This is a genomic window from Streptomyces sp. NPDC059957 (assembly GCF_042730015.1).
In the GTDB taxonomy this organism is placed as follows: domain Bacteria; phylum Actinomycetota; class Actinomycetes; order Streptomycetales; family Streptomycetaceae; genus Streptomyces.
Window position 1 is genome coordinate 13660 of record NZ_JBHWMB010000005.1, and the last position, 24477, is coordinate 38136.

The window sequence follows — 24477 nt, forward strand, 5'->3', positions numbered from 1 at the left end:
CGGGCCCTACCGGTAGCCTCCGGGCCATGTATGCGATCACCATCGAAGAGCCCGGCGGCCCCGAAGCCCTGGTGTGGGCCGAGGCGCCCGACCCGGTGGCCGGCGACGGCGAGGTCGTCGTCGAGGTGGCGGCGAGCTCCGTGAACCGCGCCGACGTCCTGCAGCGGCAGGGTTTCTACAACCCTCCGCCCGGCGCCTCGCCCCATCCCGGCCTGGAGTGCTCCGGGCGGATCTCCGCGATCGGGCCCGGGGTGTCCGGCTGGTCGGTCGGCGACGAGGTGTGCGCGCTGCTCTCCGGCGGCGGCTACGCCCAGCGGGTGGCCGTCCCGGCGGGCCAGCTCCTGCCGGTCCCGGCGGGAGTGGAGCTGGTCACGGCGGCGGCCCTGCCCGAGGTCGTCTCCACGGTCTGGTCGAACGTGTTCATGGTGGCCGGTCTGCGCCCGGGCGAGACCCTGCTGGTGCACGGCGGATCGAGCGGCATCGGGACGATGGCGATCCAGCTCGCGAAGGCCGTGGGCGCACGGGTCGCGGTCACCGCGGGCGGCAAGGAGAAGCTGGCTCGCTGCGCCGAGCTGGGTGCCGACATCCTGATCGACTACCGCGAGCAGGACTTCGTGGAGGAGATCCGGGCGGCCACGGACGGCGCAGGCGCCGACGTGATCCTGGACATCATGGGCGCGAAGTACCTGACCCGGAACGTGGACGCGCTCGCCGTGAACGGCCGCCTCGCGATCATCGGGCTCCAGGGCGGGATCAAGGCGGAGCTGAACCTGGCCGCCCTGCTGGCGAAGCGGGCGGCCATCACCGCCACCACGCTCCGGGCGCGGCCCCTGGAGGAGAAGGCGGCGATCGTCGCGGCCGTACGGGAACACGTGTGGCCCCTGCTCGCCACGGGCCGCGTCCACCCGGTGGTCCATGCGACGTACCCCATGAGCGAGGCCCCCGAGGCCCACCGAGTCATGGAGTCGAGCACCCACGTGGGCAAACTGCTGCTGACGACCTGACCCCACATCCAGCCCCGCCGGCGTTCGAGAGCGCGGGGTCCGGGCCGGAGCCCCAGCGGGTCCGGCCATATCCAGCCCCGCCGGCGTTCGAGAGCGCGGGGTCTGGGGCGGAGCCCCAGGGGGTCCGGGCGCAGCCCGGTACCCCCTCCCAGCCCGTCCGGCGCTTGAGGACCGGGTCAGGGCCGGCCCTGGGAACGGTGGAAGGGCGGGTAGGGGACTTCGCCCCGCGCAGCGGCAAAGGTCACTGCGGGGACTCCGCCCCGCAGGGCCGACCACCCGTACCCGCCCCCACCAGCGGAGCTAAAGGCTGCGCAGCAGCACCGACGGCGACTCCACGCAGTCGGCGACGTACCGCAGGAACCCACCCGCGGTCCCGCCATCACACACCCGGTGATCGAACGTCAGTGACAACTGCACGACCTGCCGGACCGCCAACTCCCCCTGGTGCACCCACGGCTTCGGGATGATCCGGCCCACACCGAGCATCGCCGCCTCGGGGTGGTTGATGATCGGCGTGGAGCCGTCCACCCCGAACACCCCGTAGTTGTTCAGGGTGAAGGTGCCGCCCGTCAGATCGGCCGGGGCCAGCTTCCCGGCCCGGGCAAGCTCCGTGAGCCGGGCGAACTCGGCCGACAGCGACTCCGCGCTGCGCGTCTGCGCGTCCCGGACCACCGGGACCATCAGCCCCCGCTCCGTCTGCGCGGCGAAGCCCAGGTGCACGGCCGGCAGCCGGACGATCTCGTTCGCCGCCAGGTCCACCGTGGAGTTGAGCTCCGGGTGGCGGGCCAGCGCCGCCGTGCAGATGCGGGCGAGCAGTGCGAGCACCGAGATCTTGGGGCCGCCCGCGGCGTTCATCGCCGCCCGGGTCGCCATCAGCTCGGTGGCGTCCGCGTCGACCCAGCAGGTGGCGTCCGGGATCTCGCGCCGGCTGCGCGACAGCTTGTCGGCGACCGCCCCGCGCACCCCCTTGAGGGGGATCCGCGTGGCGCCCTCCGGCGCCGTGGAGGCGGCGACGGGGGCCGCGGCGGCCGGTGCCTGCTCCGGTGCGCGCAGCGCCTTCTCGACGTCCGCGCGCAGGATCAGGCCGTCGGGGCCCGAGCCGCGCAGGGCGCGCAGGTCCACCCCGTGGTCCCGGGCCAGCTTGCGCACCAGCGGCGAGATGACGGGCACGGGTCCGGCGACGACGGCCGGTGCGGTGGCCGCCGGTGCCGTGACGGCAGGTGCCATGACGGCAGGTGCCGTGACCGCCGACACCGCGACAGCCGGGACCCCGGCCGGAGCCGGAGCCGGACCCGCGGGAGCGGCCCCCGGCGCGGCGGAGCCGGGTCGCACCCGCCTCCGACGCGCCGGACGTGAATGGTCCGAGCCGTACCCGATCAAGGGCCGGGGCGCGTTCACGGAGTCCGAGGCCCCTCCGGAAGCGGCGGCATCGGCCGGCACGCACGCCGCACCCACGGCCACCATGATCAGCGGGGCGCCGACGGGCAGTTCGGTCCCCTCCTCGCCGAAGCGGGCGGTGACCACGCCCCCGTAAGGGCAGGGCACCTCCACCATCGCCTTGGCCGTCTCGACCTCGACGACGGGCTGGTCGATGGCGACGACGTCGCCGACCGCCACCAGCCAGCGGACGATCTCCGCCTCGGTGAGCCCTTCTCCCAGGTCCGGCAGCTTGAACTCCATGACCTGCGGCATCAGTTCTCCCACTGCAGACGTCCCACGGTGTCCAGGATCCGGTCCACGCCGGGCAGGTGGTGCTTCTCCAGCATCGGCGGCGGATACGGGATGTCGAAACCGGTGACGCGCAGCACGGGCGCTTCCAGGTGGTGGAAGCAGCGCTCCGTGACCCGGGCGGCGATCTCCGCGCCCGGTCCGCCGAAGCCGCCGGACTCGTGGACCACCACCGCGCGCCCGGTCCGGCGTACGGAGGCCACGACGGTCTCCTCGTCGAAGGGGACCAGCGAGCGCAGGTCCACGACCTCCAGGTCCCAGCCCTCCTCGCGGGCCGCCTCGGCCGCCTCCAGGCACACCGGCAGGGAGGGCCCGTAGGTGATCAGCGTCGCGCTGGTGCCGGTGCGCCGGACGAGCGCCTTGCCGATCCCGGGAACCTCCGCGGGCGCGTCGGGCGACCAGTCGGACTTGGACCAGTACAGCCGCTTAGGCTCCAGGAAGATCACCGGGTCGTCGCTGGCTATCGAGGCGCGCAGCAGTCCGTACGCGTCCTCGACCGTCGCCGGGGTTACGACGGTGAGGCCGGGCGTGGCCACGTAGTACGCCTCGGAGGAGTCGCAGTGGTGCTCCACCCCGCCGATCCCGCCGCCGTACGGCACGCGGATGGTGATCGGCAGCGACATCGCGCCCCGCGTGCGGTTGCGCATCTTCGCCACGTGCGAGAACAGCTGCTCGAAGGCCGGGTACGCGAACGCGTCGAACTGCATCTCCACGACCGGCCGCAGCCCGTACATGGCCATGCCGACGGCCGCGCCGAGGATCCCGGCCTCGGCGAGCGGGGTGTCCATGCAGCGGTCCTCGCCGAACTCCTTCGCGAGGCCGTCCGTGATGCGGAAGACCCCGCCGAGCGCGCCGACGTCCTCGCCCATGATGTGGACGGTCGGGTCCTCGGCCATCGCGTCGCGCATGGCCCGGTTCAGGGCCTGCGCCATCGTCGCCGGCTTCACCGCCACCGTGGTCACGATCCGTCCCCCTCTTCCTGCTCGGCCGCGTCCAGCTCGGCACGGAGCATGGCCGCCTGTTCGCGCAGGCGGTCGGTCTGCCCCGCGTAGACGTTTTCGAAGAGGTCCATCGGGTCGAGCACGGGCTCCGCGTTCATCCCGTCGCGGAGCGCCGCCGCCATCGCCTCGGCCGCGTCCTTGGCGGCCTTGATGCCCGCCTCGTCCAGCAGCCCGCGCGCGGTCAGCTCGCGCTCCAGCAGCTCGATCGGGTCGTGCGCCTTCCAGGCCTCGACCTCGGCGTCGCTGCGGTAGCGGGTGGCGTCGTCTGCATTGGTGTGCGCCTCTATGCGGTACGTGACGGCTTCGATCATGGTCGGTCCGCCGCCGGACCGGGCCCGCCGGACCGCCTCGGACAGCACCTCGTGCATGGCGGCGATGTCGTTGCCGTCGACGAGGCGGCCGGGCATCCCGTACCCCACGGCCTTGTGGGCCAGGGTCGGGGCGGCGGTCTGCTTGGCGAGCGGGACGGATATCGCGAAGCCGTTGTTCTGCACGAGGAAGACGACCGGTGCCTGCCAGACGGCGGCGAAGTTCATGGCCTCGTGGAAATCGCCCTCGCTGGTGCCGCCGTCGCCGACCATGGCGAGGGCGACCACGTCGTCACCGCGCAGCCGGGCGGCGTGCGCCAGGCCGACCGCGTGCGGCAGCTGGGTGGCCAGCGGCGTCGAGAGGGGCGCTATCCGGTGCTCGCGCGGGTCGTACCCGGTGTGCCAGTCGCCGCGCAGCAGCGTCAGCGCCTGTACGGGATCCAGTCCGCGCGCCACGGCCGCGAGGGTGTCGCGGTAGCTCGGGAAGAGCCAGTCCTGCTCCTCCAGGACCATCGCGGCGGCGATCTCGCACGCCTCCTGGCCGACGGTGGAGGGGTATACGGCCAGACGGCCCTGCTTGGTGAGGGCGGTGGCCTGGGCGTTGTAGCGGCGTCCGCGCACCAGCTCGGCGTAGCACCGGCGCATCAGCTCGGGGTCGAGCCGGTCGGCGGCCGGGGTGCCCAGCACGCGGTACGGCTCGGGGTCCGGGAGCAGCGGGGCGGCATCCGTACGGGGCCTCCAGGCGGGCGGCGGGGTGGAGCGGTGGGACGCACCAGCACCGGGCAGCTCTTGGACCGTCATGGCGGCGTACACCTCCTCGTGGGAAGCGGGCAGAAAGGGCCCCGGGTGTGAGGCGCCTCACCTACCGATTGTTCGGTTGTCCGGGCAATTTGGCTACAGGCGGCGCCAGGCTGTGGACAAAGTGGCGCCGACGCCCTGGTATGGGTGCAGGACGTCCAGGAGAGGCAGGCATCGGGCGATGACGGATGAACAAATGGCCGGAGCCGGTTCCGGAGCGGGGGGCGCACTCGGGGGCGCACCCGTACCGCCGGTATCCCCCGCGCCGGCGCCACCGCCCCGCCCGCTCGATCCGATCGACCGGTCGATCGTGCGGCTGCTCCAGGCGGACGGCCGTGCCTCGATACGCTCCGTCGCCGAGCAGGTACACGTGTCCCGGGCCAATGCCTACGCCCGGATCAACCGCCTCATCGACGACGGGGTGATCCGGGGGTTCACCGCCCGCGTCAACCACGAACGGGCAGGTCAGGGCGCTTCCGCCTATATCACCCTGAAGATCGTCCAGAATTCCTGGCGCACGGTCCGCGAACAGCTCCGCGAGCTCCCCGGCGCCGCCCACATCGCCCTGGTCAGCGGCGATTTCGACGTCCTGCTCCTGGTCCACACCCCGGACAACCGCACCCTGCGCGAGCTGGTCCTGACCCGCCTCCAGTCCATACCGGAGGTCCTGTCCACGCGGACCCTGCTGGTCTTCGAGGAAACGGATCTGCTGGCCCGCGACCAGAGCGCCGGCCCCACCATCACCGAGGACTGAGGCCCGCTCCGGAATTCCTGGCCATCCGTAGGGTCAGCGGGCCGTGCGCAGGCCGTCCAGGGCCATGCTGACGACCGCGTCCGCCAGCTGGTCGGGGGTGGTGCCCGGGTGCGGGCGGTACCACTCGACCAGCGAGTTGACCATGCCGAAGAGCAGCCGGGTGGCGAGCCGGATGTCCACGTCCGCGCGCAGGTCACCCTCGGCGGCGGCGGCCTTCAGCAGCTCCGCGACCTGGTGATCGAACTCTCGGCGGCGCTCCAGGGCCCAGCGCTCGGTGCGGGTGTTGCCCCGGACCCGCAGCAGCAGGGTCACGTAGGGGAGCTCCCGGGCGAGGACCTCGACCGTGCGGCGCGTGACGTACTCGACGCGTTCGACCGCGCGGCCCCGTATCGCCCCCGGCTCCGCCAGGACCGCGAAGAGCTCGTCCAGGGCCCGGCTGACGGCGCGGTGGAGCAGCTCCTCCTTGCCGGCGACGTGGTGGTAGATCGAGGACTTCGAGATGCCGGCGGCCTTGGAGAGGTGCTCCATCGAGGTGCCGTCGTAGCCGCGCTCGTTGAAGATCTGGACGGCGACGGAAAGGAGCGTCTCGGGCGTGTACGTGTCCCGCTTGACCGTGGTCATTCCGTGTCCCCCGCCTCGTCGTCCGGGCCCTCGCCGTCCGTGCCGTCCGCGTCGTCCGCGCCCTCTGAATCCTCGTCGGACCCCGCCGCGTAGCCCAGCTTGTACAGCGCCAGCGAGGGCGCGTACCGGCCGCCGGGGCAGCGCTCGTCGAGGTGGTGCAGCAGGTCGTACGCCCAGTCGCGGCCGAGCTTGTCGTGCCATTCGGCGGGGCCCGCCGGGTAGTTGACCCCGAGCCGCATCGCCGTGTCGATGTCCTCGGCGCCCGCCACCCCGCGCGCGACGGCGTCGGCGGTGAGGTCGATCAGCATCGCGACCGTCCGGGCGACGATCATGCCGGGGACGTCGCCGATGACGGAGACCTTCTTGCCGAGCTTCTGGAACAGCCCGACGGCCTCTTCGAGCGTCCGCTCGCTGGTGTCCTCGCTGACGGAGAGCGCGATCCGGGTGGCGCCGCGGTAGTCGAAGGCGAGGTCGAAGTAGACGACGTCGGCGAACTCGATCGCCGTCTTGCCGTCGGCGAGCACGAGCTGCCCCTCGCCGGGGAGCTGGATGTACGGGCCCCCGTGCGGGACGGCCGTGACCGCGATCCCGGCCTCCTCCAGAAGGTCGAGGAGGTCCGAGGCCGGCCCGAGGTCACCGACGACGGTCACCTTCGCGGGCGCCTCCTCGGGGCCCGCGGTGTGCGGGACGGGGGCCTTCGCGTCGGGGCCGTAGGGGTACCAGCCGTGGCCCGACTTGCGGCCGAGGCGGCCCGACTGGACCAGCCGGCGCTGCGCGAGGGAGGGGGTGAACTTGGGGCTGCGGAAGAAGGACTCCCACACCGAGCGGGTGACGGCCTCGTTCACGTCCTGGCCGATGAGGTCGGTCAGCGCGAAGGGGCCCATCTTGAAGCCGCCGCTCTCGCGGAGCACGGCGTCGATGGTGGCCGGGTCGGCGCCCTGCTCCTCGTACACCGCGAAGGCCTCGGCGTAGAAGGGCCGGGCGATCCGGTTGACGATGAAGCCCGGGGTGTCGGCGCAGCGCACCGGCGTCTTCCCCCAGCCCAGGACGGTGGCGTACGCGCGGGTCGCGGCGGCGGGGTCCGTGGCGAACCCGGAGACCACCTCGACCAGCGGGAGCAGCGGGGCCGGGTTGAAGAAGTGCAGGCCCAGGAAACGGCCGGGGTGCGCCAGTCCGGCGGCGAGCTCGGTGACCGAGAGGGAGGAGGTGTTGGTGGCCAGCAGCGCCTCCGGTGAAACCACCTCTTCGAGCGCCGCGAACAGGGCCCGCTTGACGGTGGCGTCCTCGACGACCGCCTCCACCACGAGGCCCGCGCCGGCCAGCTCCGCCAGCGCGGCCGCCGATGCGATCCGGCCGATCGCGTCCTCGGCCTCGGCACGGTCCAGCCGGCCCTTGGCGGCCATCCGCTCGACGCGGTCCTGGACGAAGCCGACCGCGTCGGCGGCGAGCGAGGCGTTGATGTCGTAGATCAGCACGCGGTGACCTGCGAGGAGGGCGACTTGGGCGATGCCCTGCCCCATGGTGCCGGCGCCGACGACCGCCACTGTGCGGGACCGCTCGATTGCTGTCATGCCCAGATCCTCCCGCACCGACTTGTCCACAGGTCTGCCGGGCCCTCTTGTCCCGACCGATCGTTCGGTTACTCTAACTCCAGTCTGCTCTTTCTCATCCCTTCTTGCCGCCCCGATCGCCTGATCCCGCCCGGCTCAAAGAGGAGTTGGTCCCTGATGGCCGCCGAGCTCACCGTCCCCCAGCTGTCCGCCAAGCACCGGCCCACCCTGGACCAGGCGCTGGCCACGATCCGCAGCCGCGCGTACTGGTCCCCGCACCCCGAGCACCCCAAGGCGTACGGGGAGACCGCGCCGGCCGACGGCCTCGCCGCCTTCGAGGCGCTGCGCGGCACCCGGCTCGACCTCGGGCAGCCCGGCACCGACGGCTGGACGGGTGCGGAGACCTCCCCCTACGGCGTGGAGCTCGGCGTCGAGTACCCGCACGTGGACCCGGAGGTGCTGCTGCCCGCGATGCGGGCCGGCATGGGTGCCTGGCGCGATGCCGGGCCCGAGGCGCGCGCCCTGGTCTGCATCGAGATCCTGGCCCGGATCTCGGCGCGGACGCACGAGTTCGCGCACGCGGTCATGCACACCAGCGGCCAGGCCTTCATGATGGCGTTCCAGGCGGGCGGCCCGCACGCACAGGACCGCGGCCTGGAGGCGATCGCCTACGCGTACGAGGAGCAGACCCGCGTCCCGGGGCAGGCCGACTGGTCGAAGCCGCAGGGCAAGAAGGACCCCCTCGAACTCGGCAAGACCTTCACGGCGGTCCCGCGCGGCATCTCCCTGATGATCGGCTGCAACACCTTCCCCACCTGGAACGGCTACCCGGGCATCTTCGCCTCCCTGGCCACGGGCAACCCGGTGCTGGTCAAGCCGCACCCGCGCGCCGTGCTCCCGCTGGCGCTGACCGTCCAGGTGGCCCGCGAGGTCCTCGCCGAGTCCGGCTTCGACCCGAACCTGGTCGCGCTGGCCGTGGAGCGTCCGGGCGAGGGCATCGCCAAGGAGCTCGCCGTCCGCCCCGAGATCAAGGTCATCGACTACACCGGGTCCACCGAGTTCGGCGACTGGCTGGAGACCAACGCCCGCCAGGCGCAGGTCTACACGGAGAAGGCCGGCGTCAACACCGTCGTCCTGGACTCCACCGACAACTACAAGGGGATGCTGTCCAACCTGGCGTTCTCCCTGTCCCTCTACAGCGGCCAGATGTGCACCACCCCGCAGAACCTGCTGATCCCGCGCGACGGCATCGAGACGGACGCCGGGCACAAGTCCTACGACGAGGTCGTCTCCGACCTCGCGGGCGCGGTCGGCGGCCTGCTCGGCGACGACGCGCGGGCCAACGCCCTGCTCGGCGCGCTGGTCAACCCGGACGTGAAGGCCCGCCTGGAGGCCGCGGCCGGGCTCGGCGAGGTCGCGCTGGCCTCGCGCGAGGTGACGAACCCCGAGTTCCCGGGCGCGGTCGTGCGCACGCCGGTGATGGTGAAGCTGGACTCGGCCAAGCCGGACGACTCCGCCCCCTACCTCTCGGAGTGCTTCGGCCCGGTCTCCTTCGCGGTGGCGGTCGACTCCACTCAGAGCGCCCTCGACCTGCTGCGGCGCACGGTCCGCGAGAAGGGCGCCATGACGGTCGGCGCGTACACCACGTCCGCGGACACCGAGCGGGCCATCGAGGAGGTCTGCCTGGAGGAGTCGGCGCAGCTCTCGCTGAACCTGACGGGCGGGGTCTATGTGAACCAGACCGCGGCCTTCTCCGACTTCCACGGCTCCGGCGGTAACCCCGCGGCGAACGCCGCGCTGTGCGACGGGGCGTTCGTGTCGAACCGCTTCCGCGTGGTGGAGGTCCGCCGCCAGGGCTGACGCCTAGTGCTGTGACCGGAAAGGTTCACCGGGTCACGACGCCCGGCACGGCACCTCGCCGGCCACAGCACTAGGAGGTCTCCTTCGGCCCACCCCAGTGGAAGAGGGCCATGGCCACGCTGGTGGCCAGGTTGTAGCTGGAGACCTGCGGACGCATCGGCAGGGACACCAGGTGATCGGCGCGGGCGCGCAGCTCGGGCGAGATGCCGTGGCGTTCCGAGCCGAAGGCGAGCAGGGCCTCGTCCGGGAGGGTGAGGGCGCGGATGTCCTCGCCCTCCGGGTCGAGTGCGTACAACGGGCCGGGCGGCAGCGCGGCGAGCTCCACCCGGTCCACGGTGGTGGCGTAGTGCAGCCCCGCGCCGGCCCGGACCACGTTGGGGTGCCAGGGGTCCAGATCCCCCCGGGTGACCACGCCGGTGGCACCGAAGCCGGCGGCGAGCCGGACGACGGCGCCGACGTTGCCCAGGTTGCGGGGGTTGTCGAGGAGCACGATCGGGGCCGTCCTGGGCCGTGCGTCGAGCCGGGTCCGCCCCTCGGCCCGGTCGGGCCGGACCGCGAGCGCCGCCACCCCCGTGGGGTGCACCCGCGCCAGCAGCCCCTTGAGCGGAGCCCGCCGCACCAGCCGGGCGACGTCCGCCTCCACGTCCTGCGCCAGCTCGCGCGCGAGGGCGCGTACGGCTTCCGGGTCGTCGGCGACGACCATCCGGACGTCCGCCCCGAACCGCAGCGCGTGCTTCAGCGCGTGGAACCCGTCGAGAAGCACCAGATCCTCCCGGGCAGCGGCCTCCCGCCACTCCCGCTCGGCGTCCTCGATGCTGTCGGGGGTCCCGTGCCGCTCACTCATACCGCCGACCCTACGGCCCGCCGGCCGAGCCCAACCCCGCCGCCCCAATCCAGCCCCTCGGCGTTTGAGGAGCGGGGTCCGGGCAGCGCCCCAGCTTCCTTCCAGCCCGTCCGGCGTTTGAGGACCGGGGTCCGGGCAGCGCCCGGGGAACGGTGGAAGGGCGGGTAGGGGACATCGCCCCGCAGGGCAGCCGGCCCTCAGCGCGGCACGGGGCTGGGGAGCGCCGGCTCCGGATCCGCGTGGGGCTCCGGATCCGCTCCCGGGCCCGGAACGGGCCGCCCCACACCCACCCGCCGCGCAGCGACCGACGCACCGAGCCACACCAGAAACCCGGTCGGCAAAAACACCGCGTCAGCGGCGATCATCGCCAGCGAGAAGAACGGCAGGCCCAGCAACACCGCGATCCCCGCATGCTCCAGCATCATCAAAGCCAGCAGCACGTTCTTGATCCGCCGGTTGAACAGGGTGAACGGAAACGCCACCTGGACCGCGACCGTCCCGTAGGACAGCAGCATGACCAGCGTGCCGCTGCTCGCGAGGAAGGCCGAGACCCCGGGCCACGGAGTGAAGTAGTCCAGGTTCAGCGGGTAGTACAGCGCCGTGCCGTCCTGCCACCGCGAACCCTGGATCTTGTACCACCCGGCCGTCGCGTAGATCAGGCACACCTCGACCATGATCATCAGCATTCCGGCGTTGTGCAGCAGGTTGGCCAGGACGTCGAGGACCGCCCGCCCCTCCCCCTCCGGCTCGTAGCGGTCGACCATCCACCACAGCGCGGCGATCACCCACAGGGACGTGAAGACCACCAGCCAGCCGGTGCTGAACCGCCCCGTCGCGGCCCCGTACGCGAACACCGCGCCGAGCACGCCCCACAGCACCGGCCCCGCCCGCCCGGCCGAGGCCGCGCCGAGTCGCCGCGCGCGGCGGGCATCCAGCGACCACACCTGCGCGCAGCGGGTCAGCACGAGGTAGATCGCCATCAGGTGGATGACGTTGTCCCCGCCGTCGCCCATGAAGACGCTGCGGTTCTGCAGGGACAGCACTCCGACCATGAACACCACGGAGGTCGCCCGGGTGCGCCAGCCCAGCAGCAGCAGGGCGGACGCCAGCACGGCCACGGCGTAGACGATCTCGAACCAGAGCGCCGAGTCCGACCACATCAGCACCGTGAAGGCGCGGTTCGTGTCGATCAGCCGCCGTGCCAGCTCCCAGCTCCACGGTCCGTCCGGCCCGTAGAGCTCGTGGCGGTGCGGGAACTCGCGCAGCAGGAAGAACAGCCAGGTGCCGGCGAAGCCGATGCGGACCACGGCGCTCTGGTACGGCCCCAGCGCCTGCCCGCTGACCCGGGCGAGCGCCCGGCCGCCGGAAGCCTTGAGCCCCTTCACACCGCGTCCCTTCACACCGTGTCCCTTCACCCCGGGAGCCTGCACACCGGGCCCCGTCACACCGGGGGCCTTCACACCGGGATCCTTCACACCGTCCACCACGGCAGCTCCCGGTAGTACGTCTGGGTGTCGGCCTTCTCGTCGGACCACTTGGGCGCGGGGACCTCCGTCGTCGCCCCGCGCAGCTGGATCCGTACGATCCGGCCCTCCGCGACCCGACCGGTCCGCAGCCGGTCCAGGGCGATCCGGCGCAGGTACTGCTCGGCGAGTTCGCCGCGCTCGCCGGTGGACTTGTTGTCCTCGTCGTGGGAGGTGGTGAAGAAGTCCCAGGCCCGGCGGAGCTCGTTCTGCTCGGTGTGGCTCGGCAGCAGGCTGTGGCGGATGGCCGCGCCGTCCTCGGCGGAGAGCCCGCGCCAGTTGCCCGTCACCAGTTCGCCCTCGCCCGTCCGCACTTGCGCGCGCACCTCCACGGCGATGTTCTGCTGGAGCGGGTTGGGGGCGAAGAGCTTCCAGTTCTGTTCGAACTCGGGGTAGATCCAGCCGTCGATCATGCGCGCGTGCTGCTTGCTGACCGTGTTGGACGGGGCCACGTGCAGGAAGACGAGGGTCAGGTGCCAGCAGGCGGCCACCGCCACCGCGCCGAGCGCGAGGGCCGTGACGACCCGGTACGGGGTGGACAGGCCGGCGATTCCGGGCGCCCAGGACGGGGGTGGAGCCGCTCCTTCGAGGGGCTCGCGCTCGTTCGAATCCATCCCGCCCCGATCATCCGGTGCCCACAGGGTTGACCACAGAGGTTGACACCCTACGGGCCCTCGTCCCACCATTGAAGAGTGTGAACCGAACGATCGGTCGGTCGGGCGGGACGAGGCGGGAAAAGACCTCTGACAGGGGGCCGTGATGGTGGCAGTGACCCCGGAAGCGACATCGGGGGCGGCGGGGCGGGACGCAGGGCAGGACGCGGGGACCGGCGTGAGCGCCGACCTCGGCGCACAGCTCGCGGCGGCCTTCGACGCGGCCGTGGCGGCCGACGAGCGAGTGGAGCCGCGGGACTGGATGCCCGACGAGTACCGCGCCACCCTGGTCCGCCAGATGGCCCAGCACGCCCACTCCGAGATCATCGGCATGCAGCCCGAGGCGAACTGGATCACCCGCGCGCCCTCCCTGCGCCGCAAGGCGATCCTGATGGCGAAGGTCCAGGACGAGGCCGGCCACGGCCTGTACCTGTACAGCGCCGCCGAGACGCTCGGCACCAGCCGCGACGAGCTCCTCGACAAGCTCCACGCCGGGAAGCAGAAGTACTCCTCGATCTTCAACTACCCCACGCTGACCTGGGCCGACGTCGGCGCGATCGGCTGGCTCGTGGACGGCGCGGCGATCACCAACCAGGTCCCGATCTGCCGCTGCTCCTACGGGCCGTACGCGCGGGCGATGGTCCGGATCTGCAAGGAGGAGTCCTTCCACCAGCGCCAGGGGTACGAGCTGCTCCTCGCCCTCTCCCGGGGCACCGAGGCCCAGCACGCGATGGCGCAGGACGCCGTCGACCGCTGGTGGTGGCCCTCCCTGATGATGTTCGGCCCGCCCGACGCCGAGTCGGGGCACTCGGCGCAGTCGATGGCCTGGCGGATCAAGCGCCACTCCAACGACGAGTTGCGCCAGCGCTTCGTGGACATCGCGGTGCCGCAGGCCGAGTCGCTGGGGCTGACCCTGCCCGACCCGGACCTGAAGTGGAACGAGGAGCGCGGGCACCACGACTTCGGAGCCATCGACTGGACGGAGTTCTGGGACGTGCTCAAGGGCAATGGCCCGTGCAACGAGGAGCGGATCGGACAGCGCCGCGCGGCGCACGAGGAAGGCGCCTGGGTGCGCGACGCGGCCGCGGCGTACGCGGAGAAGCAGGCGGCGGCCACGGCGGCCGCGGCAACCATCGGAAGCGAGGCTCGGGTATGACGCAGAACTGGCCCCTGTGGGAGGTGTTCGTCCGCTCGCGGCGCGGCCTCTCGCACACGCACGCGGGCAGCCTGCACGCCCCCGACGCGGAGATGGCCCTGCGCAACGCCCGCGATCTCTACACCCGGCGCGGCGAGGGCATCTCCATCTGGGTGGTGCCCTCCACGGAGATCACCGCCTCCTCCCCGGACGAGCGGGACCCGTTCTTCGCCCCGTCCGCCGACAAGCCCTACCGGCACCCCACCTTCTACGAGATCCCCGAGGGGGTGCAGCACCTGTGACCAGCACCGAGACGAGCACCACGACGAGCACCGAATCGGGGACGGCCGCCGTGACGGCGGCCCTGGCCCTCGGCGACGACGCGCTGATCCTGTCGCACCGCCTCGCCGAGTGGGCGGGCCACGCGCCCGTCCTGGAGGAGGAGGTCGCGCTCGCCAACATCGCCCTCGACCTGCTCGGCCAGGCCCGCGTCCTGCTGTCGACGGCCGGCGACGAGGACGAGCTGGCCTACCTCCGCGAGGAGCGGTCCTTCCGCAACCTCCAGCTGGTCGAGCAGCCGAACGGCGACTTCGCCCACACCATCGCGCGCCAGCTCTACTTCTCGCTCTACCAGCACGAGCTCTACGGGGAACTCGCGCGCGGCGACGGCCCGTTCGCGCCGCTCGCCGCCAAGGCGGTCAAGGAGACCGCCTACCACCACGACCACGCCGAGCAGTGGACGCTTCGGCTCGGCGACGGGACCGAGGAGAGCCGGCGCCGGATGCGGGCCGGCCTGGACGGGCTGTGGAAGTACACCGGGGAGATGTTCCAGCCGGTGGACGGGCTCGAAGAGATCGACTGGGCCGCCCTGGAAGGCCGTTGGCTGGCCGCGCTGGGCGGCGTACTGGAGCGGGCCGGACTGGAACTGCCCCAGGGGCCGCGGCACGGCGCCTGGGCCGCGGGAGCCGGCCGGCAGGGACTGCACACCGAGTCGTTCGGCCGCCTGCTCGCGGAGATGCAGCACCTGCACCGCAGCCACCCGGGGGCATCGTGGTGACCGGCACCCGCGGCGACACCAGTGCCGCCGCGGGCACCGAGCAGACCCGGCTGGAGGTGGAGCTGGCCGCGCTGGCAGGCTCCGTCCCCGACCCCGAACTGCCCGTGCTCACCCTCGCCGAGCTCGGCGTGATGCGCGGGGTGCGGATGCACGAGGACGGCCACGTGGAGGTCACGCTGACCCCCACCTACACCGGCTGCCCGGCCATCGAGGCCATGTCCGCCGACATCGAGCGGATCCTGAACGACCACGGCATACCGGAGGTCCGGGTGCGGACCGTACTGGCCCCCGCCTGGTCCACCGACGACATCAGCGCCGAAGGCCGCCGCAAACTGGCCGAGTTCGGCATCGCCCCGCCGCGGCCGCACGCCGCCGGCGGACCGGTTCCGCTCACCCTGTCCGTCCGCTGCCCGAACTGCGGATCGACCGACACCGAGCTGCTCAGCCGGTTCTCCTCCACCGCATGCAAGGCGCTGCGCCGCTGCACCGCCTGCCGCGAACCGTTCGACCACTTCAAGGAGCTGTAGATGGCCGTGTCACCGCCGTCGCCCACGCCGGTGGCGCCCGCAGGCCCGGCAACCGCCGCGTCGGCGCGCCCCGCGCGCCACGGCGCGTTCCACACCTTGACGGTGACGGCGGTCGACCGGCTCACCGAGGACTCCGTCGCCCTGACCCTGGCCGTCCCGCCGGAGCTGCGCGCCGAGTACCGGCACGCCCCCGGCCAGCACCTCACCCTGCGCCGCGGCGGAGCCGGCGACGCGGAGGTGCGGCGCACCTACTCGATCTGCTCCCCCGCCCCGGCCGCGGACGGGCCCGGCCCCGCCGCACTGCGGGTCGGCGTGCGGCTGGTGGAGGGCGGGGAGTTCTCCTCCTACGCCCACAAGGAGATCGCCGCCGGTGACGTCCTCGACGTGATGGTCCCGGCCGGCCGGTTCGTCCTGGACCCGGTGGCGGCGCCGCCCGCCGCGCACTACGCCGCGATCGTCGGCGGCAGCGGCATCACCCCGGTGCTCTCGATCGCCGCCACCCTCCTCGCCGCCCGCACCGACGCCCGGTTCTGCCTGGTGCGCAGCGACCGCAGCGCGGCCTCGACGATGTTCCTGGAGGAGGTCGCCGACCTCAAGGACCGCTATCCCGACCGGTTCCAGCTCGTCACCGTGCTGTCCCGGGAAGAGCAGGAGGCCGGGCTGCCCTCGGGCCGGCTCGGCGAGGAGCGGCTGACGGAGCTGCTGCCCGCGCTGCTGCCGGTCACGGAGGTGACGGGCTGGTTCCTGTGCGGGCCGTACGGTCTGGTGACGGGAGCGGAGAAGGCGCTGGGCTCGCTCGGCGTGCTCCGCACCCGGGTCCACGAGGAGGTCTTCCACGTCGAGGACACCGCCCCGCCCGCGCGCCCCGCTTCGGCCGACACCACCCGCGGCCGGGTCACGGCCCGGCTCGACGGCCGCTCGGGCACCTGGCCGGTGCGCGACGGCGAATCCCTGCTCGACGCGGTGCTCCGGGCCCGCGCGGACGCCCCGTACGCCTGCAAGGGCGGGGTGTGCGGCACCTGCCGGGCGTTCGTCGTCTCGGGCGAGGTGCGGATGGACCGCAACTTCGCGCTGGAGGAGCAGGAGACGGAGGCCGGGTTCGTGCTGGCCTGCCAGTCGCACCCGGTGTCGGAGGACGTGGAGATCGACTTCGACCGCTGAGCCCGCCGCTGCCGTCCGCCTGCTGTGCCTTTTCAGGCTGTGCTTTTTCAGGCTGTGCTTTTTCAGGCTGTGCTTTTTTAGGAACGTGTTCTATCTTGACGCACCGTCAGACAGGACACGATTCGGGTACGCGGGAGGACAGGCAGTGGACTTCACCTTCACCGAGGAGCAGCAGGCCGCCGTCGAGGCGGCCAAGGCCGTGTTCGCGGACGTGGCCCCCGACAGCGTGCCCAGCCCCGCCCTCACGCCGAGGGCGGTGGCCGAGGAGTTCGACCGCGAGCTGTGGGCCAAGCTCGCCGACTCCGATCTGCTGAGCCTGGTCCTCGCCGAGGAACACGGCGGCTCCGGACTCGACGCCATCGCCCTGTGCCTGGTCCTGCGCGAGGCGGCGAAGGTACTGGCCCGGGTGCCGCTGCTGGAGCACTGCGCCACCGCCATGGCCGTCCAGGCCCACGGCAGCCCCGAGCTGACGGGCGCCCTGCTGCCCGGCGCCGGGCGCGGCAGCCTCGTCCTCACCGTCGCCGCGCACGGCCGCAGCGGCCACGACCCGGCCGAACTGGCCGTCACCGCACGACGGGACGGGGACACCTGGGTCCTGGAAGGCCTCCAGACGGCCGTCACCTGGGGCCACAGCGCCGACTGGATCGCCGTACCGGCCCACACCGGGGAGGGCGAGGGAGTCCTCGCGTTCGTCCCCCGGGGCGCCGAGGGCCTGTCCCTCGCCGAGCAGTACTCCACCAGCGGGGAGCGGCTCGCCGAGCTCACCCTCGACGGCGTACGGGTCCCGGCCGCGCACCTGATCGAGACGCCCGGCGCCTGGGACCACCTGCGCCAGCTCCTGGCCACCGGGACCTGCGCGCTCGCGCTCGGCCTCGGCGAGAACGTGCTCACCATGACCAGCCAGTACACGAGCAAGCGCGAGCAGTTCGGCTTCCCGGTGGCCAGCTTCCAGGCCGTCGCCGTCCAGGCCGCGGACCGCTACATCGACCTGCGCGCCATGGAGGTCACCCTCTGGCAGGCCGCGTGGCGGCTCGACGCCTCCACGGGCGGAGCGGGCGGACCGCTGCCGAGCGCCGGTGACGTGGCCGTAGCCAAGATCTGGGCCTCCGAGGGCGTACGCCGCGTCGTGCAGACCGCACAGCACCTGCACGGCGGCTTCGGCGCCGACACCGACTACCCGCTGCACCGCTACCACGCCTGGGCCAAGCAGCTGGAGCTCCAGCTCGGCCCGGCCGCGGCCCACGAGGAGGCGCTGGGCGACCTGCTGGCCGCCCACCCCCTCGCTTAGGCCGTCACCGTGCCCGCGCCTCAGACGACGAAGCCCGGGGCGCCCGCGTCGGTGACGACCGGGCGGCCCGCGGCCTCCCAGTCCTGCATGCCGCCGGCCACGTTCACGGCGTCGATGTCCTGGCCCCGCAGGTACTGGGCGACCTGGGCGGAGCGGCCGCCGACCCGGCACATCACGTAGACCGGGCGCTCGTCCTCGATCTTCTCGGTCAGCTCACCGATGCGCGCCACGAACTCGCTCATCGGGATGTGCAGCGCGCCCTCGGCATGGCCGGCCGCCCATTCGTCGTTCTCGCGAACGTCGAGGACGAAGGCTTCGGAGGGCAGTGCGGAGGCAGCCACCGAGGGAAGCGGTCCGGAGTTCATGTCTGTCGCCTTCTCTCGTCACGGATAGCTGAGCCAACCTATCCGACCCGGCCTGCCGGCCCGGCCGCCCCCGGGATCACCCGGGGTCACTCGGCGGCGAGCGCCGCCAGCTCCGCCTCACGCTTCTCGACGTCGCCGAGCAGCTGCTCGGCGATCTCTTCCAGCAGCCGGTCCGGGTCCTCCGGGGCCATGCGCAGCATCGACCCGATCGCGCTCTCCTCGAGGTCCCGGGCCACCACCGACAGCAGCTCCTTGCGCCGCGAGAGCCACTCCAGCCGCTCGTACAGCTCTTCGCTCTCGCTCAGCCGGGGCTCGGCCGGCGCCGGGCCCTCGGCCCACTCCTGAGCCAGCTCGCGCAGCACCTGCTCCTCGCCGCGTCCGTAGGCCGCGTTGACCCGCGCGATGAACTCGTCGCGCCGCTCGCGCTCGGCCTCGTCCTGGGCCAGGTCGGGATGCGCCTTGCGGACCAGCTCGCGGTAGAGGCGGCGTACCTCCTCCGAGGGGCGCACCCGCTCCGGAGGCCGCACCGCGCGGTCCGTGAGCATCGCGGAGGCATCGTCGGACATCCCGTCCGCGTCCATCCAGTCGTGGAACAGCTCGTCCACCCCGGGCATCGGCATCACCAGCGAGCGGGCATCGCGCGCACGGCGCAGGTCCTCCGGGTCCCCGGTCCTCGCCGCCTTCGCCTCGGCGATCAGGGCGTCCAGCTCGTCGAGCCGCGAGTACATCGGTCCGAGCTTCTGGTGGTGCAGGCGGGAGAAGTTCTCCACCTCCACCCGGAAGGTCTCCACCGCGATCTCGAACTCGATCAGCGCCTGCTCGGCGGCCCGCACGGCGCGCTCCAGGCGTGCCTCGGGCCGCTCGTCGGCAGTGGGGCCGGGGCCTTCGCCGGAGCCGGGCTCGGACGCTTCGGGAACTGTCTGGTCGCTCACCCGGCCAGCCTAAGGCCCTGAGGCCCGGGTGTTTCACGTGAAACATCCGCCGGTTTCACGTGAAACATCCCGGCTGCGGGCCCGGGCGCCGGCCGCTCCGCCCCGAGCCCCCGCCGCTCAGACCCCGGACTCCGCCGCGATCCGCCCCGACCGCACCGCCGCCACCAGCACCTCGTGGTCGGCCTCGCTCCGGTCGGCGTAGGCCACGGCGAAGCCGGCGACGGCCTCGTCCAGCTCGTCGCTCTTGCCGCAGTACCCGGACAGCAGCCGCGGATCCGCGCTGTGCGCGTGCGCCCGCGCCAGCAGGGCTCCGGTCATCCGCCCGTAGTCGTCGAACTGCTCGGCGGCCAGCGCCGCCGGGTCCACGCTGCCCTTGCGGTTGCGGAACTGGCGGACCTGGAACGGCCGCCCCTCGACCGTCGTCCAGCCCAGCAGGATGTCGGAGACCACCTGCATCCGCTTCTGCCCGGCCACCACCCGGCGGCCCTCGTGCTCCTCCGGCGGGGAGACGAAGCCGAGCCCGGGCAGGTGCGGCAGCAGCGCGGAGGGCCGGGCCTCCTTCACCTGGAGAACCAGCGCCTCACCCCGGTGGTCGAGGAGCAGCACCACGTACGAACGGGTGCCGACGCTGCCCGTGCCCACCACCCGGAAGGCCACGTCGTGGATCGCGTACCGGGCCAGCAGCGGCAGCCGGTCGCCCTGCAGGGTCTCCAGGTACGGACCCAGCGCGGCCGCCACGGCCGCCGCCTCCCCGTCCCCGACCCGGCGCAGCACGGGCAGCGCGTCCACGAAGGCCCGGCCCCCGTCGGGCATGAACTCGGTGGACTTGGCGGCGAACCGGGCGGAGGTGTTGTTGCGGGCCTTCTCCGAGACCCGCTCCAAGGTGCCCAGCAGGTCACGGGCGTCGGTGTGCGAGACCAGCTCCTCGTCCGCGATCGCGTTCCACGCGTCGAGGGCCGGCAGTTTGGCCAGCAGGCGCATCGTGCGCCGGTAGGCGCCCACCGTGTCGTGCGCGGCCGCCCGGCAGGTGGCCTCGTCCGCACCGGCCACCCGGCCGGCCAGGACCAGCGAGGTGGCCAGCCGCTTGAGGTCCCACTCCCACGGGCCGAAGACGGTCTCGTCGAAGTCGTTGAGGTCGATGACCAGCCGGCCGCGCGCATCCCCGTACAGGCCGAAGTTGGCCGCGTGGGCGTCCCCGCAGATCTGCGCGCCGATCCCGGTGACGGGACCGCCGGAGAGGTCGTGGGCCATCAGCCCGGCCGCCCCGCGCAGGAAGGCGAAGGGGTTGGCCGCCATCCGTCCGACCCGTATCGGCGTGAGCCCGGCCACCCGCCCGACATTGGACTCCTCCACCGCCCGCACCGCGTCCGGCCGGTCGGCAGGGGCCTCGAACCGCGCGTGCGCAGCCCGGGGCACCCGCGTCCGCAGCGCCTTGCCCGCCTCCCGGGGAGACCCGGCCGGCGATCCCGCGGAGCGTCGCGGAGCGAACCCCTCGACCACCGGGATCCGTACCGTCGACTCCGGTCCCACGCCATGCTCCTGCGCTACCGCCGTCATGCGCCCCGCCCCCTGATCGCCATCGGATTTCGGCCCGACGCTACCTAGAGCCCGGCGTCCCTGGCCAGCAGGGCCGCCTGTACCCGGTTCTCGCATTCCAGTTTCGCCAGGATCCGGCTCACGTACGTCTTCACCGTGGCCTCGCTCATGTGCAGCCGCCGCCCCGCGTCCGCGTTCGACAGCCCCTCCCCCAGCAGCGCCAGTACCCCGCGCTCGCGCTCGCTCAGTTCGGCGACCCGGCGGCGCGCCGCCTCGTCGCGGCCGGCCGTCCGGCCGGACGCGAGCTGGTCCACCACGTGCCGGGTCGCCGCCGGGGACAGGTACGCGTCCCCCGACGCGGCCGCCCGTACGGCGCCGATGAGTTCGCCGGGCGCCGAGTCCTTCAGCAAGAACCCCGCGCCACCGCCGCTCAGCGCCCGCAGCACGTTCTCCTTCTCCCCGAAGGTGGTCAGGATCAGCGCCCGCACCTCGGGCACCGCCCGCCCGAGCTCGGCCAGCGCCGTCAGCCCGTCCATCACCGGCATCTGGATGTCCAGCAGCACCACGTCCGGGCCGTGCGCCCGGGCCATTTCCACCGCCTCCCGGCCGTTCGCCGCCTCGGCGACGACCTCGATGTCCGCCGCCGAGGTCAGGATCATCCTGATCCCGGCCCGAATCAGCGGTTCGTCGTCAGCGATCACCACGCGGATCACCTTGGTTGCCACCCCTGCTCCTACTGCTTGGCCTGGTACGCCTGCTTGTCGACGAGCTTGCCGTCCTTGAAGCAGAACCGGAAAACGCTGTCGCTGCCCAAGTCGCTGTCGTCGTCGGCGAGCAGGGCCAGGCACGTGGCGCCCTGCGGGCGCGTCGGCCCCTTCCGGTCGAGCCCCTCGGTCAGGATGCTGTCCCCGCTGGGCAGCCGCGACCGTACCGCGTCCTCCGGCTCACCCACCTGGATGCGGTCGTACTCGTCCCGGCCGAGCATCGCGTCGCTCACCGAGCCGACGAGCAGGGCCACCGCGGCCCCGATCACGATCAGCAGCACCACCAAGGCCGCGATCGCGATACCACAGCCCAGGGTCACTCCCCCGGACCGGCTGTTCTCGCTCAGCAGCTTCCGGTCGATCACGGCCCAGTCCAGCGGCTCCTGGGCTCCCCCCGCCATCCGGGCCCGCAGCTGCTGCCCGAAGTCGTCGGCGACGGCGCCCGCCCCGGTCTCCTCGGCCCCGTCGAACGCGGCCCCGGCCGGCAAGGTCCCGTACGGAAGCACCCCGGCCACCCGGAACCCGCCACCCTCCGCGGCCCCGGCGTAGACCATGCCGCCGACCAGCCGGGCCCGTTCACGCAGCCCGGTCAGCCCCTGCCCGCCGGACACCACCTCACCGGCGCCCGGACCGGCAGCCGGACCGTTGGCGATCTCCACCACCAAGGAGTCGTCCTCGTAGCGCAGTTCCACCGTGATGGGTGCGCCCGGCGCGTGCTTGTAGGCGTTGGTCAGCGCCTCCTGCGCGATCCGGTACGCCGCGTGGTCGCACGCGGCGACCAGCGGCCTGGGCTGCCCCGCGGTGGTGAGCCGTACGTCCGTCCCCGCGCTCCGCGCCGACTCCACGATCCCGGCGATGCCCGCCACCCCGCGCGCGGCGGGCTGCGCCTCCTCGACGGGCAGCGGCGCCTCCACCCCGTCCCGCAGGATGCCCACGACCTCGCGCAGTTCGTGCATGGCCGCGACCGAAGCCTGGCGCAGGACACCCACGGCCTCCCGCTGCCGGTCGGTCAGGACCGGATCGACCTCCAGCGCACCGGTGTGCACCGAGATCAGCGCGAGCTGGTGGCCGAGGCTGTCGTGCATGTCCTGGGCGATGCGCTGGCGTTCGCGCAGCCGGGCCTGGCCCGCGACCATCGCCCGCTCCCGCAGCAGCTGGGCGTTGCGCTCCTGGAGGGCGCGCAGCAGCGTGTTGCGCTGGGACCAGTAGCGGCTGGCCAGCCCGGGCATGACCACCGTGGCCAGGAACATCAGCGTACTGAAGACGATCATCAGCACCGGGCGGCCCAGCGACCACTCCTTGACCAGGCCGAGGACGACCACGGCGACGAAGGCGGCGGTGAAGGCACCGAGCGCCCTGCCAACCCCGACGATGCGCCGCCCCGCCGACCAGCCGAGGGGGATCGCCACGAGGAAGGCCCCGGGCAGGTACACCCCCACCACCGAGCCGGCCACGAGCGTGAACACCGGCAGCCGCCGCCGCAGCAGGGTCAGCACCACCACGGACACGGCACTGGCCACCATCCGGGCCGCGGAGCCCTTGTCGAGCTCCTCGACCCCCAGCCCGAGCAGCACCAGCACCCCGGCCAGCACGAGGTCCCCCACCAGCATCCGCCGGGTCCAGGGCTCGGGCCCCTTCACCCAGTCCCATCCCGCACGCACCCTCGCCGTCACATCCACCCGGCAGACCCTAGACACCACCGCGCCCCGGGTCTGCCCTCTTTAGTCGCGCCCCCCGCAACGAAAGTCTCCCGGCGCAGCGCGGACCACCGGGCGCACGCCGATCCGGCCGGCGTTCGGATTCCCGGAAGCCGTAGAGCGGGACCACGAGCGGGCCGGCGGCGCCAGACGCCCACCTCCTCTGCGGGAGCGTCCCCGTCTACCCTCATCGGGTGAGTAGCCACGTGAACCGCCTCGGCAGCGACGCACCACGGACCGGCACCCTGTCGGCGGGCGCGGGCGTGGCGGTGTGGGCCCTCGACATCACCTCGGACGTGGTCGGCGGACACCCGGTCGCGGAGGCTCTGGACATGCTGGACGCCGCCGAGCGGGAGCGGGCCGCGGGGCTGCGGCGGGAGGGTGCCCGGCACCGTTACCTGGCCTCGCACGTGGGACTTCGGGTGTTGCTCGGCGGCTACCTCGGGCTGGCCCCGGCGGAGGTGGCAATGGTCCGCGAGACGTGCCCGTGCTGTGGAGGCCCGCACGGCCGGCCCGCCGTCGACGGCGGCGCACTGCACTTCTCCCTCTCACACAGCGACGACCTGGCCTACCTCGCCTTCGCCCGGGTGCCGGTCGGGGTCGACGTGGAGGGGATTCCGAGCGCCGCCGCGGTGGCCGACGTATTGGCCACCCTGCACCCGGCCGAGACCGCGGAGCTGACCGCTCTCCCGGAGCCGGACCGGCGGGCGGCGACGGGCCGCGTGTGGTCCCGCAAGGAGGCCTACCTCAAGGGCACCGGCACGGGCCTGGCACTCGGCCTGGCGGAGCCGTACGTCGGTTCCGCACTCACCCCGGCCGCGGTACCCGGCTGGACCCTCACCGACCTGCCGACCCCGACCGGGTACGCGGCGGCCCTCGCCCTCAGCACCCCGGCCCCGGCATCGTCCTCCGCTGCCGTTTAGGCCCCGACAGCCTCCTGTCCGCGCAGCTCCTCTACTGGCGACGCACCCCGGCAGGGCGGTCGAGGACCTGGTCGGGAGGACCTGGTCGGGTACTTCGTGAACATGCTGGTCCTGCGCACGGACACGTCCGGGGATCCAACGTTCCGCACGCACGCACACCCACCCGCCCGCCCGGGCAAAACAAAACGGTCGCCATCGTGATCACGATGACGACCGTTCCGTCGTTGCCAGGAACACCGTTTGACCGGTGTTCCATCTGTGCGCGAGGGGGGATTTGAACCCCCACGTCCCGAAGGACACTGGCACCTGAAGCCAGCGCGTCTGCCGTTCCGCCACTCGCGCAAGTGGCTACCAGTGGTTCTTCCCTTGCGGGCCGTTCCCCTGGCGACATCGGAACATTAGCACGTCGGATGGGGTGGATTCACATCGCTTTTCGTGCTCTCCCGGC

General features: G+C 72.8%; 23 protein-coding genes and 1 tRNA gene. 10 read left to right on the top strand and 14 right to left on the bottom strand.

Going from position 1 to position 24477, the window contains the following annotated elements; genetic code table 11:
• Positions 1 to 26 precede the first annotated feature (26 nt).
• Complete coding sequence (locus ACFWBW_RS04935; RefSeq protein WP_385368465.1) at positions 27 to 1004, top strand: NAD(P)H-quinone oxidoreductase; 978 nt, start codon at positions 27 to 29, stop codon at positions 1002 to 1004.
• 300 nt (positions 1005 to 1304) lie between these two features.
• Here the strand turns inward: ACFWBW_RS04935 and ACFWBW_RS04940 are convergent, their stop codons facing one another.
• The 3 genes from ACFWBW_RS04940 to pdhA are packed head-to-tail and all read right to left on the bottom strand — an operon-like array spanning position 1305 to position 4842.
• Positions 1305 to 2696, bottom strand: a complete 1392-nt coding sequence (locus tag ACFWBW_RS04940) for a dihydrolipoamide acetyltransferase family protein (protein WP_385368466.1) — start codon at positions 2694 to 2696, stop codon at positions 1305 to 1307.
• A complete protein-coding gene (locus ACFWBW_RS04945) occupies positions 2696 to 3694 on the bottom strand; it encodes an alpha-ketoacid dehydrogenase subunit beta (RefSeq protein WP_385368468.1) in 999 nt (332 codons plus the stop codon). The genes ACFWBW_RS04940 and ACFWBW_RS04945 overlap by 1 nt, the downstream gene beginning before the upstream one ends.
• Entirely contained in the window at positions 3691 to 4842 is a 1152-nt protein-coding gene (gene pdhA / locus ACFWBW_RS04950) for a pyruvate dehydrogenase (acetyl-transferring) E1 component subunit alpha (RefSeq protein WP_385368470.1), read from the bottom strand. Before pdhA ends, ACFWBW_RS04945 begins: the two co-directional genes overlap by 4 nt.
• A 178-nt stretch (positions 4843 to 5020) precedes the next feature.
• Here pdhA and ACFWBW_RS04955 point away from each other — a divergent pair, with 178 nt between their 5' ends.
• Positions 5021 to 5593, top strand: coding sequence for an Lrp/AsnC family transcriptional regulator (locus ACFWBW_RS04955; RefSeq protein WP_385368472.1), 573 nt, complete (start codon positions 5021 to 5023; stop codon positions 5591 to 5593).
• A gap of 33 nt (positions 5594 to 5626) precedes the next feature.
• Here the strand turns inward: ACFWBW_RS04955 and ACFWBW_RS04960 are convergent, their stop codons facing one another.
• Positions 5627 to 6214, bottom strand: coding sequence for a TetR/AcrR family transcriptional regulator (locus ACFWBW_RS04960; RefSeq protein ID WP_385368474.1), 588 nt, complete (start codon positions 6212 to 6214; stop codon positions 5627 to 5629).
• A complete protein-coding gene (locus ACFWBW_RS04965; protein ID WP_385368476.1) occupies positions 6211 to 7785 on the bottom strand; it encodes a 3-hydroxyacyl-CoA dehydrogenase in 1575 nt (524 codons plus the stop codon). Before ACFWBW_RS04965 ends, ACFWBW_RS04960 begins: the two co-directional genes overlap by 4 nt.
• A 156-nt stretch (positions 7786 to 7941) precedes the next feature.
• Between ACFWBW_RS04965 and paaN the strand changes: the two genes are divergently transcribed.
• Entirely contained in the window at positions 7942 to 9624 is a 1683-nt protein-coding gene (gene paaN, locus ACFWBW_RS04970) for a phenylacetic acid degradation protein PaaN (RefSeq protein WP_385368478.1), read from the top strand.
• Positions 9625 to 9694: 70 nt separating this feature from the next.
• Here the strand turns inward: paaN and ACFWBW_RS04975 are convergent, their stop codons facing one another.
• The 3 genes from ACFWBW_RS04975 to ACFWBW_RS04985 form a co-directional block, all read right to left on the bottom strand.
• Positions 9695 to 10468, bottom strand: coding sequence for a TrmH family RNA methyltransferase (locus ACFWBW_RS04975; RefSeq protein ID WP_385368479.1), 774 nt, complete (start codon positions 10466 to 10468; stop codon positions 9695 to 9697).
• Between the two features lie 197 nt (positions 10469 to 10665).
• The gene (locus ACFWBW_RS04980; protein WP_385368481.1) at positions 10666 to 11853 is read right to left on the bottom strand and encodes an HTTM domain-containing protein; all 1188 of its coding nucleotides are present in this window, start codon (positions 11851 to 11853) and stop codon (positions 10666 to 10668) included.
• 86 nt (positions 11854 to 11939) lie between these two features.
• Positions 11940 to 12605 (bottom strand): DUF5819 family protein, encoded by a 666-nt coding sequence (locus ACFWBW_RS04985; RefSeq protein WP_385368483.1) that lies wholly within the window; start codon positions 12603 to 12605, stop codon positions 11940 to 11942.
• A gap of 145 nt (positions 12606 to 12750) precedes the next feature.
• Between ACFWBW_RS04985 and paaA the strand changes: the two genes are divergently transcribed.
• From paaA to ACFWBW_RS05015, 6 genes are all read left to right on the top strand, one after another.
• Positions 12751 to 13800, top strand: coding sequence for a 1,2-phenylacetyl-CoA epoxidase subunit PaaA (gene paaA, locus ACFWBW_RS04990; RefSeq protein ID WP_385368485.1), 1050 nt, complete (start codon positions 12751 to 12753; stop codon positions 13798 to 13800).
• Complete coding sequence (gene paaB / locus ACFWBW_RS04995) at positions 13797 to 14081, top strand: 1,2-phenylacetyl-CoA epoxidase subunit PaaB (RefSeq protein WP_243331024.1); 285 nt, start codon at positions 13797 to 13799, stop codon at positions 14079 to 14081. Before paaA ends, paaB begins: the two co-directional genes overlap by 4 nt.
• Positions 14078 to 14836 carry a 1,2-phenylacetyl-CoA epoxidase subunit PaaC gene (paaC, locus tag ACFWBW_RS05000; RefSeq protein ID WP_385368487.1) on the top strand — a complete coding sequence of 253 codons (759 nt, stop codon included), beginning with the start codon at positions 14078 to 14080 and terminating at the stop codon, positions 14834 to 14836. The genes paaB and paaC overlap by 4 nt, the downstream gene beginning before the upstream one ends.
• Positions 14830 to 15363, top strand: coding sequence for a 1,2-phenylacetyl-CoA epoxidase subunit PaaD (gene paaD / locus ACFWBW_RS05005; RefSeq protein WP_385368489.1), 534 nt, complete (start codon positions 14830 to 14832; stop codon positions 15361 to 15363). The genes paaC and paaD overlap by 7 nt, the downstream gene beginning before the upstream one ends.
• Positions 15364 to 16524, top strand: coding sequence for a 2Fe-2S iron-sulfur cluster-binding protein (locus tag ACFWBW_RS05010; RefSeq protein ID WP_385368491.1), 1161 nt, complete (start codon positions 15364 to 15366; stop codon positions 16522 to 16524). It abuts the gene before it with no gap.
• Positions 16525 to 16669: 145 nt separating this feature from the next.
• Positions 16670 to 17812 carry an acyl-CoA dehydrogenase family protein gene (locus ACFWBW_RS05015; protein ID WP_385368493.1) on the top strand — a complete coding sequence of 381 codons (1143 nt, stop codon included), beginning with the start codon at positions 16670 to 16672 and terminating at the stop codon, positions 17810 to 17812.
• Between the two features lie 20 nt (positions 17813 to 17832).
• On the opposite strand, the gene ACFWBW_RS05020 is transcribed toward ACFWBW_RS05015, so the two are convergent.
• From ACFWBW_RS05020 to ACFWBW_RS05040, 5 genes are all read right to left on the bottom strand, one after another.
• On the bottom strand, positions 17833 to 18177 hold the full coding sequence (locus ACFWBW_RS05020) for a rhodanese-like domain-containing protein (protein ID WP_112446690.1): 345 nt from the start codon (positions 18175 to 18177) through the stop codon (positions 17833 to 17835).
• 86 nt (positions 18178 to 18263) lie between these two features.
• Positions 18264 to 19109 (bottom strand): J domain-containing protein, encoded by an 846-nt coding sequence (locus tag ACFWBW_RS05025; protein ID WP_385368495.1) that lies wholly within the window; start codon positions 19107 to 19109, stop codon positions 18264 to 18266.
• Positions 19110 to 19226: 117 nt separating this feature from the next.
• On the bottom strand, positions 19227 to 20666 hold the full coding sequence (locus ACFWBW_RS05030; RefSeq protein ID WP_385368497.1) for a DUF2252 domain-containing protein: 1440 nt from the start codon (positions 20664 to 20666) through the stop codon (positions 19227 to 19229).
• A gap of 44 nt (positions 20667 to 20710) precedes the next feature.
• Positions 20711 to 21370 carry a response regulator gene (locus ACFWBW_RS05035; RefSeq protein WP_385368498.1) on the bottom strand — a complete coding sequence of 220 codons (660 nt, stop codon included), beginning with the start codon at positions 21368 to 21370 and terminating at the stop codon, positions 20711 to 20713.
• Between the two features lie 8 nt (positions 21371 to 21378).
• Positions 21379 to 23019 (bottom strand): sensor histidine kinase, encoded by a 1641-nt coding sequence (locus ACFWBW_RS05040; protein ID WP_385368736.1) that lies wholly within the window; start codon positions 23017 to 23019, stop codon positions 21379 to 21381.
• Positions 23020 to 23300: 281 nt separating this feature from the next.
• On the opposite strand from ACFWBW_RS05040, the gene ACFWBW_RS05045 reads away from it, so the two are divergent.
• Positions 23301 to 24029: a 4'-phosphopantetheinyl transferase family protein gene (locus tag ACFWBW_RS05045; protein WP_385368500.1), complete on the top strand. Its 729-nt coding sequence runs from the start codon at positions 23301 to 23303 to the stop codon at positions 24027 to 24029.
• 259 nt (positions 24030 to 24288) lie between these two features.
• Here the strand turns inward: ACFWBW_RS05045 and ACFWBW_RS05050 are convergent.
• Positions 24289 to 24371, bottom strand: a tRNA-Leu gene (locus ACFWBW_RS05050).
• Positions 24372 to 24477 lie beyond the last annotated feature (106 nt).